Consider the following 15,407-nt stretch of genomic DNA (forward strand, 5'->3'; position numbering starts at 1 on the left):
TTGCAGGAGCTGCGCTTAGCGAATTCCCTGTTCGGGATACTTCCCGGTAATCGTTCGCCCAAAAGCTTTCATTTCTTCAATTTGCGCATCCATGTTACCATCGGGAACGATAATCGGTCCGATTCCCGCGAGCTTTCTTTTGTAATCCAAAAATCCAATCACTACGGGAACGCCTGCGCCTTGTGCGATGTGATAAAATCCTGTTTTCCAGCGGGGCGCATAACTGCGGGTACCCTCCGGCGCAACCATAATGACCAAATCTTCCCGATCGCGAAGCATTTGAATCATGGCTTGCGTGTACGTCTGCTTTCGTTTTCCAGGCATGCGGCTGCGATCGATGGAAATCCCTCCAAGTGCCTTAATCAGCCAGCCCAGCGGACCTACCATGACTTCCTTCTTTATGGTGAACCTTACCGGAACACCCATCAGGTAAAAAGCAGAGCGGGCATACAGTAGGTCCCAGTTGCTCGTATGGGGAATGGCAATCAGTACGGCCTTTTTTAACCCATCCGGCCATTGGCCGGAAACCTTCCAACCAGAAATCCAAAATACAAAACGGGCGAGTAATTTCATGGTTTGATCGAATCCAATTTACTGTTTCCAAGCGCTTCCAATTCGGGGCGTTGCTGCAAAAACTCGAGGCAGGAAGCATAGCCCGCCGCGTAAATCTCTTTGGCTTTTTTGATATCCAATACCCCAAACCTGGCCAATCCCGGGGGTTCAATAAAGAAATCGCAATAGCGCTTGCGGCTATATACGTTATAATTCATCGATAAAATTACCGTTCGTTCGATCAGTCCTTTCACGTGACTAAGGGTCCGCAACTCGGGCAAATGGTTGCAATTAACACCAATAATGGTCTGGCAGTGTTCCATGAGTGGTTCCACGGGCAGGTTGTTCAGCACTCCTCCGTCTATGTAGAATGCTCCATCGATTGAAATGGGTTCAAACATGCCCGGAATACAGGAGGATGCCATGATTCGAACGAATGATTGGTCCCTCGGAAAAATACTCCGTCTGCCCGGTAAGAATATTGGTAGCGGCCAGGTAGGTAGGGATTTTCAATGCAGCAAAATCATCCTTCGGTAGGTATTTTCTAAATAAATCCTCGAAACGGTCCATTTTCAGCAGCGCTTTAAAACTGATGGCAGGTTTAAAGAACTTAAAATAGTTTGTTTGGACGATGATATCCAGAATTTCCAGGGGCTTGTAGCCATAGCCATACATTACCGCAGCTATGGCACCGGCGCTGCTACCTGACAGATAGTCCGGATAAATACCCTTCTCGTTCAGCGCCTGGAGCACTCCCAGGTGGGCGATTCCTCGTACCCCACCACCGGAAAGAACGATTCCTATCGAACGATTATTTTTCAAAATACGGTACTGGATTTGGGGAGCTGGGATAGAACCGGGCTATTCATTGACAACCCCCATGGAACAAAATTTTTCGATCCGACTGGTTATTCGTTTCTCGGGGCTCATTTTATCCAGTTCTTTCAGCGATTTGATAATGGTTTGTTTCATTCGGGAGGCCATGTCCAGCATGTTACGGTGAGCGCCTCCCAAGGGCTCCTCGATGATACCGTCAATCAATCCGTGGTTTTTCATATCCGGACCGGTGAGTTTTAACGCTTCAGCGGCTTGTTCCTTGTAGTCCCAGCTTCGCCAAAGAATGGAGGAACACGACTCGGGCGATATCACCGAGTACCAGGTATTTTCCAACATCAGCACCCGGTCACCAATGGCGATGCCCAGTGCGCCTCCGGAAGCACCTTCTCCGATAATGATACAAATCACGGGCACCCTGAGTTTAAACATTTCACGCAGGTTTTTTGCGATGGCTTCTCCCTGCCCACGTTCTTCTGCCTCAATCCCGGGAAATGCGCCGGGTGTGTCAATCAAGGTGATGATGGGTTTATTAAATTTCTCCGCCATCTTCATTAACCGAAGCGCCTTCCGGTAGCCTTCCGGATTGGCCATTCCGAAATTCCGCTCCTGGCGTTGTTTGGTATTTCTTCCCTTCTGCTGTCCAATAAACATTACGGTCCTTCCATCGATATCTCCCAACCCTCCGATCATGGCCTTGTCGTCCCTCACCGTTCGGTCTCCGTGTAACTCAATGAAATCATTGGTCATTTCATAGATGTAATCCAGGGCATAGGGCCGGTCCCCGTGGCGAGAGAGTTGCACCCGCTGCCATCGGGTTAGGTTTTGAAAAGTCTCTTTTTTCAATGTTTGAAGTTTATCTTCCAGAGAGTGTATATCCGCGGATAAATCGATGTTTTTCCCCTTTGCCAACTGTATCATCTCGTGGAGTTTATGCTCCAGATCAGCGATCGGTTTTTCAAATTCTAATACCATAGTGTGCAGTTTTGAACGCTCAAAGATAAAAATTAATTTTTGAATACGTGGTCAAGCCGGACCAAAGATAAAGCGGGTCGGCGTATTCAAGACAATATCTTTCCATCCTCCATCGTCAACATCCGGTCGGACATGCCGGCAAGGCCCTGGTTATGGGTGACAATAATGAAGGATTGTCCAAATTCATCCCGTAACTTAAAAAACAATTCGTGCAAGGATTGGGCGTTTTGGGTATCCAGATTACCGCTGGGCTCGTCTGCAAAAATCATGTCGGGGTTATTCACCAAGGCCCTGGCCACTGCCACGCGCTGCTGCTCTCCACCGGAAAGCGCGGCAGGCTTATGAGACAGGCGATTTTGTATGCCCAGCAATTGAGCAAGCTCCAGGGTGCGTTTCTTAAGCGCTTGCTCGGGCTTTTTGCCCATCAGTCCGGGAATCCAGATATTCTCCTCTGCAGTAAATTCCGGCAAGAGGTTATGAAACTGGAAAATAAATCCAACGCGGTCATTTCTAAAGGTGGCCAGTTTGTCTCCGGCCAGTTTCAAGATATCCAATCCCCCTACTTCAAGGCTTCCGGAATCCGCTTTATCCAACGTGCCCAATATATGCAGCAAGGTACTTTTCCCAGCGCCCGAAGCGCCCACTATGGAGACTATTTCTCCTTTTTCTATGGAGACGTTTACTCCTTTCAGTACGTGAAGGTCACCGTAGTATTTTTGAAGCGATTGGGCAATAAGCATAGACATACCTGGTCAGTAAACGAGTTTAGAAAAGAACAAAGGTAAAATTAATCAAATTTTCAAAAAAGCAGGAAATTGCTCCGGTTTATCCCTGTTTGTTTCAGTATACGGCTGATTTATAATTAAATAGCTGATTGGAAGGTTCGGAAAAACAAACATTCTTTTCCTAAGGACCCAAAAAGCGAGACATAACCCTTGAATAATCGGACATTTGACATTAACTTCGGGCAAAAATTCGAAGAGAATGAATATACACGAATATCAAGCAAAGGAAGTATTAAATTCATACGGAGTAAAAATTCAAGAGGGAATTGTGGCCGATAGCCCGGAATCGGCGCTGGAAGCAGCAAAAAAGCTGACCGAAACCACCGATACGTCTTGGTATGTTCTGAAAGCCCAAATCCACGCCGGCGGTAGAGGAAAAGGGGAAATCAAAGAAACAGGATCCCGTGGTGTGGTCTTGGCAAAGTCGCTGGAGGAAGTTCCTGAAAAAGCCGGTAAGATATTGAATGGTACACTCGTTACCCTACAGACGGGTGAAGATGGAAAACTGGTGAAGAAAATCCTTGTGGCGCAGGACGTATACTATCCGGGGAAATCGGAATTCAAAGAGTACTACTTATCCATTTTGCTCGATAGGGCCGCTGGATGTAACGTCATCATGGCATCCACCGAAGGTGGTATGGATATCGAGGAGGTGGCCGAACACAGCCCGGAAAAAATAATCAAAGTATGGGTAGACCCTTCCCTAGGAATTCAGGCCTATCAGGCAAGAAAGGTTGCCTTTCAACTCGGATTGGAAGGCAATGCCTTTAAAGAAATGGTGAAATTCATCATTGCCCTGTATGCGGCCTATGAAGGCACCGATGCATCGCAGGTCGAAATCAATCCGGTATTGAAAACTTCTGATGATCAGATTTTGGCGGTGGACGCAAAGGTGAATTTGGACGACAACGCGCTATTCAGAAACAAAAAACTTGCTGAAATGCGGGATTTGGACGAGGAAGACCCGCTGGAAGTAGAAGCCGGTAAGTCCGGATTGAATTACGTAAAACTGGACGGAAACGTGGGCTGCATGGTGAATGGTGCAGGGCTGGCCATGGCCACCATGGACATGATCAAGCTCTCCGGCGGAGAGCCAGCAAACTTTCTTGATGTGGGAGGAGGAGCCAACGCACAGACTGTCGAAGCAGGGTTTCGAATTATTCTGAAAGATCCCAAAGTAAAGGCCATACTGATCAACGTTTTTGGTGGCATCGTACGATGTGACCGAATCGCTACCGGAGTGGTGGAAGCCTATAAGTCCATCGGTGACATACAGATACCGATCATCGTCCGTCTTCAGGGAACCAATGCAGAAGAAGGTGCAAAAATCATCGACGAATCGGGACTGAAAGTTACCTCAGCAATTACTTTGAAAGAAGCTGCAGAAAAAGTACAAAATGTACTGCAACCTTAAATAAATTTTGTTAGTTTTGCGCCACAATCGCAAACAGGCACCCGTAGTTCAACTGGATAGAATATCGGATTTCGGCTCCGAGGGTTGAGGGTTCGAATCCTTCCGGGTGTACAAAAAAGCCCCCTTATTTCTAAGGGGGCTTTTTGTTTTTTGTCAGATTCCTCGCCTTGCTCAGAAACTACTTACGTTTTCAAGTGATCGGACCTGTATCAGGATGAATCACCCGGCACCAAGCAAGCAGGAGCTATCCATTAGGATTCTTTGATCCACTTAAACAAGGTCTGATACGTAACACCCGTCTCCTTGCTGAAGTCAGCCTTGGTCTTTCCCTCCGATTCCGCTTTTTTCCAGGCTTTCAAGATCGCAGCCTTTTCCTGACTTGAGTAGGTTCGTCGACCTCTGGAAATGCTTTTATCGCTTTTTCCCTCCGCACCGTAAATGAATTGTAATAAATCGATAAATTTTGATGCCTCGGATTTAGAAAGTATACCCAACTCGCCCAAGTCTTCAATTGCAGTATCTTTAATGTTTTTGGTTACAAAAGGATGCTTTCCTTTTTTATGGGCATCGTCAATCGAGTGAAAAACCTTTCCCTCTGCATCTTCCATATAAACGATAGCATCTGTTTTCGAAAGATCTGCATACTTGTTTAAAAACTCTTGAATCGTCATTCTGTCTGGTGATTTAAATTAAACGTTATTTTATAAATATAATAAATGTAAAGGTACGATTATTTTTATATACAAATACGATACCAAAGAAGTATATATAAAAAACTGCTTTCCTGGAAGTATTTCTATCCGGCCAGGCAACGCGTACCGATGCATTCATTGTCTTGCCTGTATGCGTTCGCCCCTAAGCCTTCTGCCCGCGTTGCTGCTACAATGGAACTGATAGGTCTGGGGTTCTTTCGAATATAATGGACCTGTTGTTACACAGCGTTATTCGATCCATAAAAAAAAAGACCATTAATTTGGAAGTTAAAAACTAAATGGTTAAGTTTAATGCAATGGCACGTTGTCCTGTCAGGTAAAATAGATCCAATGAACCAAACTGATTTTATCTTTCCACGGTCGTCGCAATCAAAAGGAGGCCAATGGGGTATCAGGACAGGGATATCGAAAGCTTGCAAACCCACGTTACTCGCTCCCGCGTTCCTAACCGGGCATTTGTCTCAAGCAAACCCGATTAAAAAAACTCTGGAAAAAAAACGGACGTTTTTTTGTAGTGCCCCGCCAAGCTACCCAAATTCAGATGCCTTTCAATACTATATAAACCTATCTATCCAATTCACACACCAGGAAAAATAATAAACTATGGCTTCGATTATCAATTACATCTGGCAAAGTACTTTCTGCCTGGCCTTTTTCTACGGCCTTTATTGGGTTTTTCTCAAGAACGAAAAAACCTTTTTGGTAAATCGGGTTTATTTATTGCTAGCCCCAGTACTGGCACTTATATTTCCCTTGGTGGAGATACCTGTCGCGTTTAACAAACCCAGCATATCCCTGGAGAATACCGCTTTCTTACGAGCTTTTGACGGGACCGATACGGAAGAAATTGCCGGGACCTTCGGCTTACCCGAAGTAACGGTAACGGGCAGCAAATTACCAGTACCCTGGGAAGTTACGGATTATCTCCTGTTGGTTTACCTGCTCGTTGTAGCATTGCTTTCCATCCATGTGCTATGGCAATATTTTCAATTGAGGCAACTTTTAGAAAAGGGGTGGTACCAAACCGTCTATGTATTAAAGGGCAATTATTTTAAAGTCCCTACTTACGGACTTGCCCCGGTTTTTTCGTTTTTTGACAAGGTCTTCTGGGAGGAGCATCCGCACCTGCAGGCAGGGGAAAAAGCGCAAATTCTGGAACACGAATTGGAACATGTCCGACAACGCCACTCCTATGATGTCCTGTATTACCAGGTGCTCAGTATCCTGTTCTGGTTTAACCCCATGGTGCACCTGATGCGCATGGCCCTGGTGGACCTGCACGAATACCAGGCAGATGCACAGGTGTTGAAACGAATTGCAAACAAACTTTCCTACACACAGCTGATCGCCAAGATGGCCTTTAAGGGGTTGGACCTACCATTGGGAAGTTACTTTGTCCGTTCCACTACCCTGAACCGAATCCTGATGATAAAACGCCCCCAGAAAACCAATTGGTTTAAACTGCTGATGCTGGTTCCGTTGATGCTGATGCTCTTTGGCCTGGTGTCCATGAAGACCAAAGAAGGAATCACCCTTTTCAACCAAATAAGTACACGCCCGGTACACCTGCTGAAAAACCAGATTCTGGCCGCTCAGGACTCCCTTCAAGTGGGGATCAAGATAAAGAATATGAAAAACCCGGTGCACTACGAACGTATCGGCGCACTGGAAAACGAGCAATTAGTTGCCCAACTCGGTGAATTATCCTATGAATTTTCGGGTATTCATAGCGAAAGCGAGTACGTGCAGGTACTGCAGTTGATTGAATCGCTCCGCTCCAATTCCACCATGGTCAAACGCTACGAAAACGCTCTGGATTTTGAATCGGTGGACCAGCAACCGCTCCCCGCCGCGGGATGGGCCAGTTGGTACGATTACCTGCAGCAAAACCTCCAAGCCAGCCGGGAAGGGCTCCGTCCTGTTTCGGGCTCGGTAGCCCTGGAGTTTATCGTTGATCAGGAAGGCAGAATCAGGCATCCAGTCATCAAGAAGAGTTTCGGCGGTACAGTGGACCAGCAGCTGTTGGATGCGGTCAGCCATCCGGATGGCCCCAGGTGGATTCCGGGAGCGCATGCAGGCAGCAGGGTGCCGGTTGTCGTACAGGCCAGCCTGTTCCTCACCGACTACCCTCGCGATCTTGAAATGTCTCAGCGCATCAACAGCCAACCGCAACTGCCGGCAGGAAATTCTCCAAACACAGGCAAGACCCAAACCAAGGCCAGTTCTGAAGGTAAATTTACTCTCGAAAAGACGGTCAATGATTTAAAATCAGGTACCATTCGGTTGGGAGATGCCGCAAAAAGGCATTTCCTGAAAAAGCTGAAATACCCTACTACCGATAGAGAGGAAGGCATCGTTGGAACAGCCTTGCTCAAGATCCGGACAGACGGAGAAGGAAAGGTGCTTTCGTACGAAATTGTAGAGCCGCTGTCTCTGGAAATTAAGGAAATGTTGCTTTCCGTACTGACTGACCTACCTCCGCTCGAACCGGTACACCCAAAAGATACCTACCTGGTTCTGCTGCCGGTTACCTTTCAGCTCCGGGATCGGGATATTCCCTTGCCTCCGTCCCAGAAGGAAATGTATGGGGAAGAAATCACGGTCAATGGCTACGGGAAATCGAACGCAGGAAAAGAAAGGAAACCTGCACTGCCCGCCCTGCACAAAAAAGTTCCTCTACAAATCCTCAACCGGGACTACCTGATAATTGATGGGTTTACCCTTCCCATGTCGGCTGACCTATCGAAAAGTATCGGGAGTATTGTACGGCTTCAGGAATGGAACCCGGAAACCACCGAAGTGGTTTTTTATGCTGCCGAAGGTGTAAAAATGGAAACAATCCAACGCGTTCAGGAAGCACTGCGGAGCAATGGTCTCCGAAAAATTGACTATGCGGATCAGTTTCAGTCCGAGCCATTCGATTCTACGCAAGACCCATTATACATAATCGATGGGGTGATACAGCAGGATAAGCGCAGTTTGACCAAGATGAACTCCCAACGTATCGAGTCCATACAGGTGATGAAGGGAGATCAAACCGGTTTATTTGGGTCAAAGGCGAAACATGGCGCAATCCTGATCATCACCAAAAAATAGACAACCAACAACCGGCTACCGTGATTACCTGCTTGCTTATAGAAGATCTGCTTCCATACATCGGCAGGTTTTCTTTATATTGCAGCATTCGTAAACGAACCGCCAGTACCCATGCTAGTAAAAACCACCCTGAGTTTTGTTTTTGTTGCAGTCGCTTGTCTCCCAGGAATAGCGCAGAATGATGCGTATAATTACGAGGAATCCAAGGTACACCCCATTTCGCTGCCGGATCCATTTGTCTCCCTGAGGGGTGAAGCCATCGAAACCATTCGAGACTGGGAATATTTGCGAAGGGGGGAAATTGTTTCTTTGTTCGAAAACGAGGTTTACGGACAGGTTCCCGGAGATATGGATGCAATACGCTTCGAATTGGCTTCAGAGGACAAGCTAGCAATGAATGGAACTGCCCATTTGAAAGAGATCGACATTCTGGTGGAGCGGAAAGGGCGAACCATCCGATTGCGGCTGATCTTGTTTGTTCCCACCGCAGTGACCGGGCCGGCTCCTGTTTTTTTATTGATCAATCACCGGGACCCGGAAAACATTGACCCTTCCCGTCAGGTGAGGACGGGTTTTTGGCCCGCAGAGGCAATCATAGAAAGAGGGTATGCGGCCGCGACCTTTCACGTGAAGGATGTTTCGGACGACAACAACGATACTTTTAAGGCAGATATTCTGAATACCCTCTATCCCGAGCAATTGGAAATGGAAAACGGCATGCGGGGACTGGGTGCGTGGGCCTGGGGAGCCATGAGGGCCATGGACTATCTGATCACCGATGGGCAGATTGATGTGCGAAAGGCTGCGGTAGTGGGACATTCCCGGGGTGGCAAGGCCGCGCTCTGGACCGGTGCACAGGACACCCGATGGGCCATCACCGTCTCCAATGAATCGGGATGCGGCGGAGCAGCCCTTTCCCGGAGACGGTTTGGTGAAACGGTCAAACGAATCAACACCAGCTTTCCCTATTGGTTTACGGATAATTTCAATCGGTACAACGACCAGGAAGATCTACTTCCGGTAGATCAACACCTTTTGGTGGCAGCAATCGCGCCCCGTGCGGTATATGTTGCCAGTGCCTCGGAGGATCAATGGGCCGATCCAAAAGGAGAATTCCTTTCCCTGCGGCTCGGAACCCGTGTACATCGTGAAATATACAAGATGGACGGCAGCTTTCCTGCCAGCCTGCCCGCCCCGGAATCGCCCCTGCACTTGCCCTACGCCGGGCATCATATCCGGGACGGAAAACACAACCTCACTCCGTACGATTGGGAGCGATTCATGGATTTTGCAGATCAACTATTCGGGAAATAGCATGAGTAACGGGAGAAGAACGTTCCTACGGCATACCGCAGGACTGGCGGGAATGAGCCTGACCGGATCCGTTGATCTTTTGCCGGATAGGGAGTTGGCCGCAGGCGACTATACGAGAGACCTGGGTATGCAACTGTGTCTGGCGTATTTTTGGGGCGTCGAGCCGCGTAAAACGGCGCTTGCCAGGCAAATGGATGTACTGGGTGCCGTGGGAGGGATCAACCCTACCCTCGCCGGATTTGCCAATCAGAAACCCTGGTCCCGAGAGGTGATCCGCGGCGTAAAAGAAGCTTGGAGGAAAGAAGGACTCAGCCTGCGCGTCATCGAAGGACCTCCATCTCTGGGAACCAAAACCAAACTGGGATTGCCGGGTAGGGACGAAGAAATCGCCAACTTTATTACACTGCTGAGAAACCTGTCACTGGAAGGAATAGACACCGTTTGTTACAACTGGATGCCGGTGATCAGTTGGGCCAGAACGGTGCTGGATCGGCCGGGAAGAGGTGGTGCTCTGGTCAGCGGATTTGATATCGAAGAGGTTCGGGAGAAACCACCTATTCGGGAATACGGAGACTTGACCCATGCAGGCATGTGGGATAACTTGCAGTATTTTTTAGACGCGGTGGTACCCGAAGCAGAAAAATACCGGGTAAAGTTGGCCCTGCATCCCGACGATCCACCGGTGGATCAAATTCAGGGAATCCCACGAATCATGACCTCAGTGGAAGCCTTCGAGCGCCTGCTTTCCATCGTGCCGAGCTACTACAACGGAATTACGTTTTGTCAGGGGAGTTTTGCCTCCATGGGCGAGGGTGAAAATGGGGTGGATATTCCTGCAGCAATTCGGTATTTCGGCCAAAAAAAAGCGATCCACTTTGTACATTTTCGGGATGTGAAGGGCGATAAATACAATTTTGTAGAGACCTTCCACGACGAGGGCAAGACCGACATGTTTGCTGCCATGCGCGCATTACATGCCATCGGATTTACCGGTCCGATTCGCCCCGACCATGTACCTACCATGGCGGGTGACCGCAACGATAAACCCGGCTACAGTACCATTGGTACCCTGTATGCCATTGGTTATATTCGGGGATTGATGGAAGGGGTGGGAAAAGGCTCCCGGTAATCGCTCAGGTGCCAACGATATCCGAAATATCCAGGAAATACATTTGTCGCGATCCCTCGTGCGTGGAATCAAAGAACACCCGTCTCCCCTGCTGATCGCACCGTGGATGCAAGTCACAGCGCCACTCCCCAAAAAAACGCGTTGGAGAGTAAAATTTGCCCAAAATAATTTTTCGTTTGCTGGGAATGTGGTACAGGTATAGTGTGATCAATCGTTCTTTGTCCGGATAGGTATCGTTTAATACCCATTCCTGATTGGTATGCGGCACGTAGGTATTGTGGCCATTTCGATCCATGGCCTCCGCGCCGATCCGTTCCATTTCACCGGTTTTGTCCTCGATCAACCAAAACCCGGCTTCCCTACCTTCCGGGCGGGTCCACACAAAAATATGCTGCGAATCTCTCCATACGAAATGAGAGGAATTACCGGAAGGATCCGCTACATACAGATCCTTTCCAGTAGTATCTACGGTGATCATTCGAGTGACAAACCCTGTTCGTGCCATTAGCTGATTTTCCAAAATCTCCGGCCGCCAACGGTGAAGAAAAAGCAATCGCCGGCTGTCCGGGCTTACCAGCATGTGATTCAACCAATGCCAATTGTCGCTGACATCCGTACCTGAATGGGGAATCCGGGCCAAATCGGCCAGATTCAGTAACTGGTTTGTACGCCCGGTACGCAAATCCATGGTGTAGAGACCGATTTCTCCCGGTGCTTTTTGTTCCCTGTAGGGGTCGGGAATACCTGCGTACCCGTAGCCCGGACGGAGGTTTTGTATTCGGTTAAAGGCCGTTCCCACGGCAAAGGAACCGTCTGGCGACAAGGCATAAACGGGCTGGGGTAAGGTTCGGGTTTGCCCGCTACGAAGCTGGTAAATCCGGCTGACGTAGGTTTCGTCCTCTCTGTCATTCCAAATTACCTCCCCGGCCGAACCGGGTATCCATTGCAGCATGCAGGACTGCTGCCAACCCCAAGCCCGACTCTCACCAATCTTTTCCCAGCGATTGCCCTCCTGCAAATCGATCAAACCGATTTCCAGCCTATCGGAATCCCTCGGAGATCGGTCCTCAAAGGTCACCTTGCAGCCCAGCGCATAGCGCCCGGACGGGTCCACCTGCCATTTGTCGTAATAGCCAAACCAATGCCCCCCAGGGCCTTCGGTGATCCGTACTGCTTGCCTGGTAGCGGCAGTGCTTAGCCAGGTGGGTCCGCTGCTCAGTGCTGCGACCATCAGAGAATAAGAGCGTAAAAATGTCCTTCGATCCATCATTAGCGGTGGTATTTGGAGGTAGGTTTCAAAACGACGGTATCTCCGTAGTGCCTCCTGGCTTCTTGTAATTGCTCCTTCATCCGGGCTACCTGTTCCCGGTATCCCGGATCCGCATAACGGCTGTGCATTTCGTTCGGGTCGTTTTCTAAATCAAAAAACTCCCATTCATCGATGGTGTAGTAGTGGACCAGTTTATAACGGTCTGTTCGGATGCCGTAATGCTGCCGCACCATGTGCCAATCGGGATAGGCATAGTAGTGGTAATAGATGTACTCCCGCCAGGATTTTACTTCTACGGGATTTTGCAGCAGTGGTACCAGGCTTCTGCCTTGCATGTCTTCGGGAATGGGTGCTTGCGCCATATCCAAAAACGTTTGTGCAAAATCCAGATTTTGGACCAATTGGTCGACCTGGCTGCCCGGCGAGGTCACTCCAGGCCATTTCACCAGCAGCGGCATGCGTAAGGATTCCTCGTACATCCAGCGTTTGTCGTACCAGCCGTGATCCCCCAGGTAAAAGCCCTGATCGGAGCTGTATAGTACAATGGTAGTCGCGGCCAAACCGCTTTCTTCCAGGTAATCCAGTACCCGACCGATCTCCTTATCCATGCTGGCGACCGAGCGCAGGTAATCTTTCAGGTATCGTTGGTATTTCCATTCGGTGAGTGCCTTGCCGGAAAGGTTAGCTTCCTGGAAGGCTGCATTTTCAGGCCCGTACGCGGCGTCAAATTCGGCCAATTGGGCCTCGTTCATGTAGTTCGGATAAACCAACTTAAGATCCCGTTCGTTCATATCAGAAGCGATCTCCATTTCCTGTTCCAGGGCGGCGCTCGTGCGGTGTTCGTAATCGTCGTAAAAATTGGCCGGTAAGGGTAAATCCAGGTCCTTGTAAAGACCGTATTCCTCCGGCGCGGGAACCCATTCCCGGTGGGGTGTTTTGTGGGAGTAAGCCAGAAAAAAAGGTTTATCCGTATCCTTCTGTCCTTCCAGGAACCCGATGGCCCGATCGGTGATGAGAGTAGCCGTGTACCCGGTTTCCTCCTGCTGTCCACCCGCTTCCGTGAAGATCGGATTGTAATAGGACCCCTGCCCGTTGCCCCTGGTCAAGACCGACCAGTAATCGAAGCCGGTGGGATCGGACAGCAAGTGCCATTTTCCAATCCAGGCGGTTCGGTAGCCGGAATGCTGCAGAATTTTCGGAAAGGTCTGTTGCGCAGCGTTGAAGGTGGTATCGTTGTTCAACATGCCATTGTAGTGACTGTGTTTGCCTGTTAAGATGACCGCCCGGCTAGGGCCGCATATGGAATTGGTGCAAAAGGCATTGGTAAACAATACTCCCTGTTCGGCCAGCCGATCCAGGTTTGGAGTTTGTACATACTGGTGAAGCTCGGGATTGCCTGTTTTTGGCCCATAGGCACCGATAGCATGGGTCGCGTGGTCATCACTGAAAATAAACAAAATATTGGGTCGGGCTGGCCTAGAAGGTGTTGACGATTCGCAGGAAAAAAAATGAAGCAAAAGCACTACCGCGCTGCAATAAAGGAACTGTTTCATGGTCGTTCTTTCAAAAGAAACATATTTTTTGTCTATATTACTCAAACCTATAGAAAATCAAAAACACTCCGCTTAAAAATAGCTTTTTGTAACCGCGCTTTTCGGGGTAAATTTGGACTGAAAAGTCCCGGAAAGTGTGGGGCCTTGACGCGGAAGAAAAATTCAAAAACAACCAGGAATGAAACGTTGGATCAAAGTATTGTTGCTTTCATTGGTGGTGGTGACGCTACTAATTTTTAGCTACGGCGCCTACCAATTCAGAGACCGCCATTCGGGGTATTCAATTGACCTCTTTTTAGAAAAGAAACAGCCCGGAACCATTGAGGCGGGATTTGCGAAAGTGGACATCAGCCCTACCGGATTTGATACCTGGTCAGATGCCAACGGAGATGCCCGCTACCGGGAGCAAGATGGAGATACCTACCATGACCTGAATCAAAACGGAAAATTCGACCCCATCTGGGTAGCAGGCTTTCATCAGAACAAACCGGCTTCGGGAATAAATGATCCGCTCTGGGCAAGGAGCATGGTCCTGGGAGACGGTAACCATACACTCGGACTTTGCGTCATCGACATGATCGGGTTTGGCAACGACGAAGTACTGACTCTCAGGAAACGTATTTTGGAAAAAACGAAGCTGGACCACCTGATCATTGCCAGTACCCACGTTCATTCCTCTCCTGACCTGATGGGGATGTGGGGACCGGGTCCCTTTACCCGAGGGGTGAATGAGGCATACCAGCAGCAAGTATTTGACGGAATTGAGGCGTCGGTGCTGGCGGCCGTGGAAAACCTCCGGCCCGCCCGACTGAAGTTTGCAGTCAACGAAAGCGACGCCATCCCATTGGTAGGCGATAGCCGGGAACCAACCGTCCTTGACCCGGCGATCCGCCTGATGCAGGTATGCGAACGAGACACGGATAAGACCATCGGCCTTCTCATGAATTGGGGCAACCATCCGGAAACACTTTGGGCGCAAAATACGCTGATTAGCTCCGATTTTCCCCATTATTGGAGAAAATACATGGAAGAAGGAATTGTCCGCGGAGATACCGTCCTGCACGAGGGTTTGGGGGGAGTGGCCATTTTTATGAACGGTGCCCTGGGTGGCTTGATGACCACGCGTCCGAGGGACGGCGTCGTTCATCCGTACACCGGAAAGGTGCTTAGCGAGCCAGGCGTTGAAAAAATCGACGCCCAGGGTCTGGCCCTGGCCGCCATCAGCTTTAAAACCATGAATTCCGGAATGAAGAGCATCGGTGAAGGGAGTCTCTCCCTACGGGCAAAAACCGTAACCCTACCGATGACAAACAACTTATTTCGACTGGCCGCATTTGTGGGCGTTTTTGACCGGGGTTTTATCGAATGGGGCAAGGTTAGGTCCGAGGTCAACGCCTGGACCCTGGGCCCGGCATCCTTTGTGCACATTCCGGGCGAACTGTACCCAGAAATCGCCAACGGAGGTGTGGAATCACCGGTGGGCGCTGATTTTGCCATCGATCCGGTAGAAGTTCCCTCCATCCGTAGCCAGATGCAAGGCAGCTACCGCTTTTTTAGCGGCATGGCAAACGACATGATCGGCTACATTGTGCCAAAAAGCCAATGGGACGAAAAGCCTCCGTTCACATACGGCAGGAGCGATGCCCCCTACGGAGAGGTAAACTCGCTGGGACCGGAAACGGCTCCCATACTACACCGGGAGACCCTGAAACTTCTCCAGGAACTACGCTAATCCACGATCGGCCGGAGCAAATCAAATAGGCCCCATGGCA

The 15,407-nt window shown here is 49.3% G+C and carries 13 protein-coding genes and 1 tRNA gene; 6 read left to right on the forward strand and 8 right to left on the reverse strand.

Features of this window, described 5'->3' with window-relative positions:
• Positions 1-15: 15 nt before the first annotated feature.
• The 5 genes from ABWH99_RS14505 to ABWH99_RS14525 form a co-directional block, all read right to left on the reverse strand.
• A complete protein-coding gene (locus ABWH99_RS14505; RefSeq protein ID WP_375582568.1) occupies positions 16-573 on the reverse strand; it encodes a 1-acyl-sn-glycerol-3-phosphate acyltransferase in 558 nt (185 codons plus the stop codon).
• The gene (locus tag ABWH99_RS14510; RefSeq protein ID WP_375582569.1) at positions 570-977 is read right to left on the reverse strand and encodes a patatin-like phospholipase family protein; all 408 of its coding nucleotides are present in this window, start codon (positions 975-977) and stop codon (positions 570-572) included. The genes ABWH99_RS14505 and ABWH99_RS14510 overlap by 4 nt, the downstream gene beginning before the upstream one ends.
• A complete protein-coding gene (locus ABWH99_RS14515) occupies positions 946-1,374 on the reverse strand; it encodes a patatin-like phospholipase family protein (protein WP_375582570.1) in 429 nt (142 codons plus the stop codon). Before ABWH99_RS14515 ends, ABWH99_RS14510 begins: the two co-directional genes overlap by 32 nt.
• A 39-nt stretch (positions 1,375-1,413) precedes the next feature.
• A complete protein-coding gene (locus ABWH99_RS14520; protein ID WP_375582571.1) occupies positions 1,414-2,361 on the reverse strand; it encodes an acetyl-CoA carboxylase carboxyltransferase subunit alpha in 948 nt (315 codons plus the stop codon).
• Between the two features lie 86 nt (positions 2,362-2,447).
• Entirely contained in the window at positions 2,448-3,101 is a 654-nt protein-coding gene (locus tag ABWH99_RS14525; RefSeq protein WP_375586583.1) for an ABC transporter ATP-binding protein, read from the reverse strand.
• A 244-nt stretch (positions 3,102-3,345) separates the two neighbouring features.
• Between ABWH99_RS14525 and sucC the strand changes: the two genes are divergently transcribed.
• Positions 3,346-4,560, forward strand: a complete 1,215-nt coding sequence (gene sucC / locus ABWH99_RS14530) for an ADP-forming succinate--CoA ligase subunit beta (protein WP_375582572.1) — start codon at positions 3,346-3,348, stop codon at positions 4,558-4,560.
• A 37-nt stretch (positions 4,561-4,597) separates the two neighbouring features.
• Positions 4,598-4,671: transfer RNA gene (locus tag ABWH99_RS14535), tRNA-Arg, on the forward strand.
• Positions 4,672-4,811: 140 nt separating this feature from the next.
• Here ABWH99_RS14535 and ABWH99_RS14540 read toward each other — a convergent pair.
• Complete coding sequence (locus ABWH99_RS14540) at positions 4,812-5,231, reverse strand: transposase (RefSeq protein ID WP_375582573.1); 420 nt, start codon at positions 5,229-5,231, stop codon at positions 4,812-4,814.
• Positions 5,232-5,876: 645 nt separating this feature from the next.
• On the opposite strand from ABWH99_RS14540, the gene ABWH99_RS14545 reads away from it, so the two are divergent.
• From ABWH99_RS14545 to ABWH99_RS14555, 3 genes are all read left to right on the forward strand, one after another.
• Positions 5,877-8,369: a M56 family metallopeptidase gene (locus tag ABWH99_RS14545; RefSeq protein ID WP_375582574.1), complete on the forward strand. Its 2,493-nt coding sequence runs from the start codon at positions 5,877-5,879 to the stop codon at positions 8,367-8,369.
• A gap of 111 nt (positions 8,370-8,480) precedes the next feature.
• Complete coding sequence (locus tag ABWH99_RS14550) at positions 8,481-9,683, forward strand: alpha/beta hydrolase family protein (protein ID WP_375582575.1); 1,203 nt, start codon at positions 8,481-8,483, stop codon at positions 9,681-9,683.
• 1 nt (position 9,684) lies between these two features.
• Positions 9,685-10,812, forward strand: a complete 1,128-nt coding sequence (locus ABWH99_RS14555) for a mannonate dehydratase (RefSeq protein ID WP_375582576.1) — start codon at positions 9,685-9,687, stop codon at positions 10,810-10,812.
• Positions 10,813-10,816: 4 nt separating this feature from the next.
• On the opposite strand, the gene ABWH99_RS14560 is transcribed toward ABWH99_RS14555, so the two are convergent.
• Together ABWH99_RS14560 and ABWH99_RS14565 are read right to left on the reverse strand one after the other, a co-directional pair.
• Positions 10,817-12,082 (reverse strand): hypothetical protein, encoded by a 1,266-nt coding sequence (locus ABWH99_RS14560; RefSeq protein ID WP_375582577.1) that lies wholly within the window; start codon positions 12,080-12,082, stop codon positions 10,817-10,819.
• Positions 12,082-13,635, reverse strand: coding sequence for a sulfatase (locus tag ABWH99_RS14565; protein WP_375582578.1), 1,554 nt, complete (start codon positions 13,633-13,635; stop codon positions 12,082-12,084). Before ABWH99_RS14565 ends, ABWH99_RS14560 begins: the two co-directional genes overlap by 1 nt.
• A 178-nt stretch (positions 13,636-13,813) precedes the next feature.
• On the opposite strand from ABWH99_RS14565, the gene ABWH99_RS14570 reads away from it, so the two are divergent.
• The gene (locus tag ABWH99_RS14570; RefSeq protein WP_375582579.1) at positions 13,814-15,367 is read left to right on the forward strand and encodes a hypothetical protein; all 1,554 of its coding nucleotides are present in this window, start codon (positions 13,814-13,816) and stop codon (positions 15,365-15,367) included.
• Positions 15,368-15,407 lie beyond the last annotated feature (40 nt).

It is taken from the genome of Cyclobacterium xiamenense (assembly GCF_042140265.1).
Lineage (GTDB): Bacteria > Bacteroidota > Bacteroidia > Cytophagales > Cyclobacteriaceae > Cyclobacterium > Cyclobacterium xiamenense_A.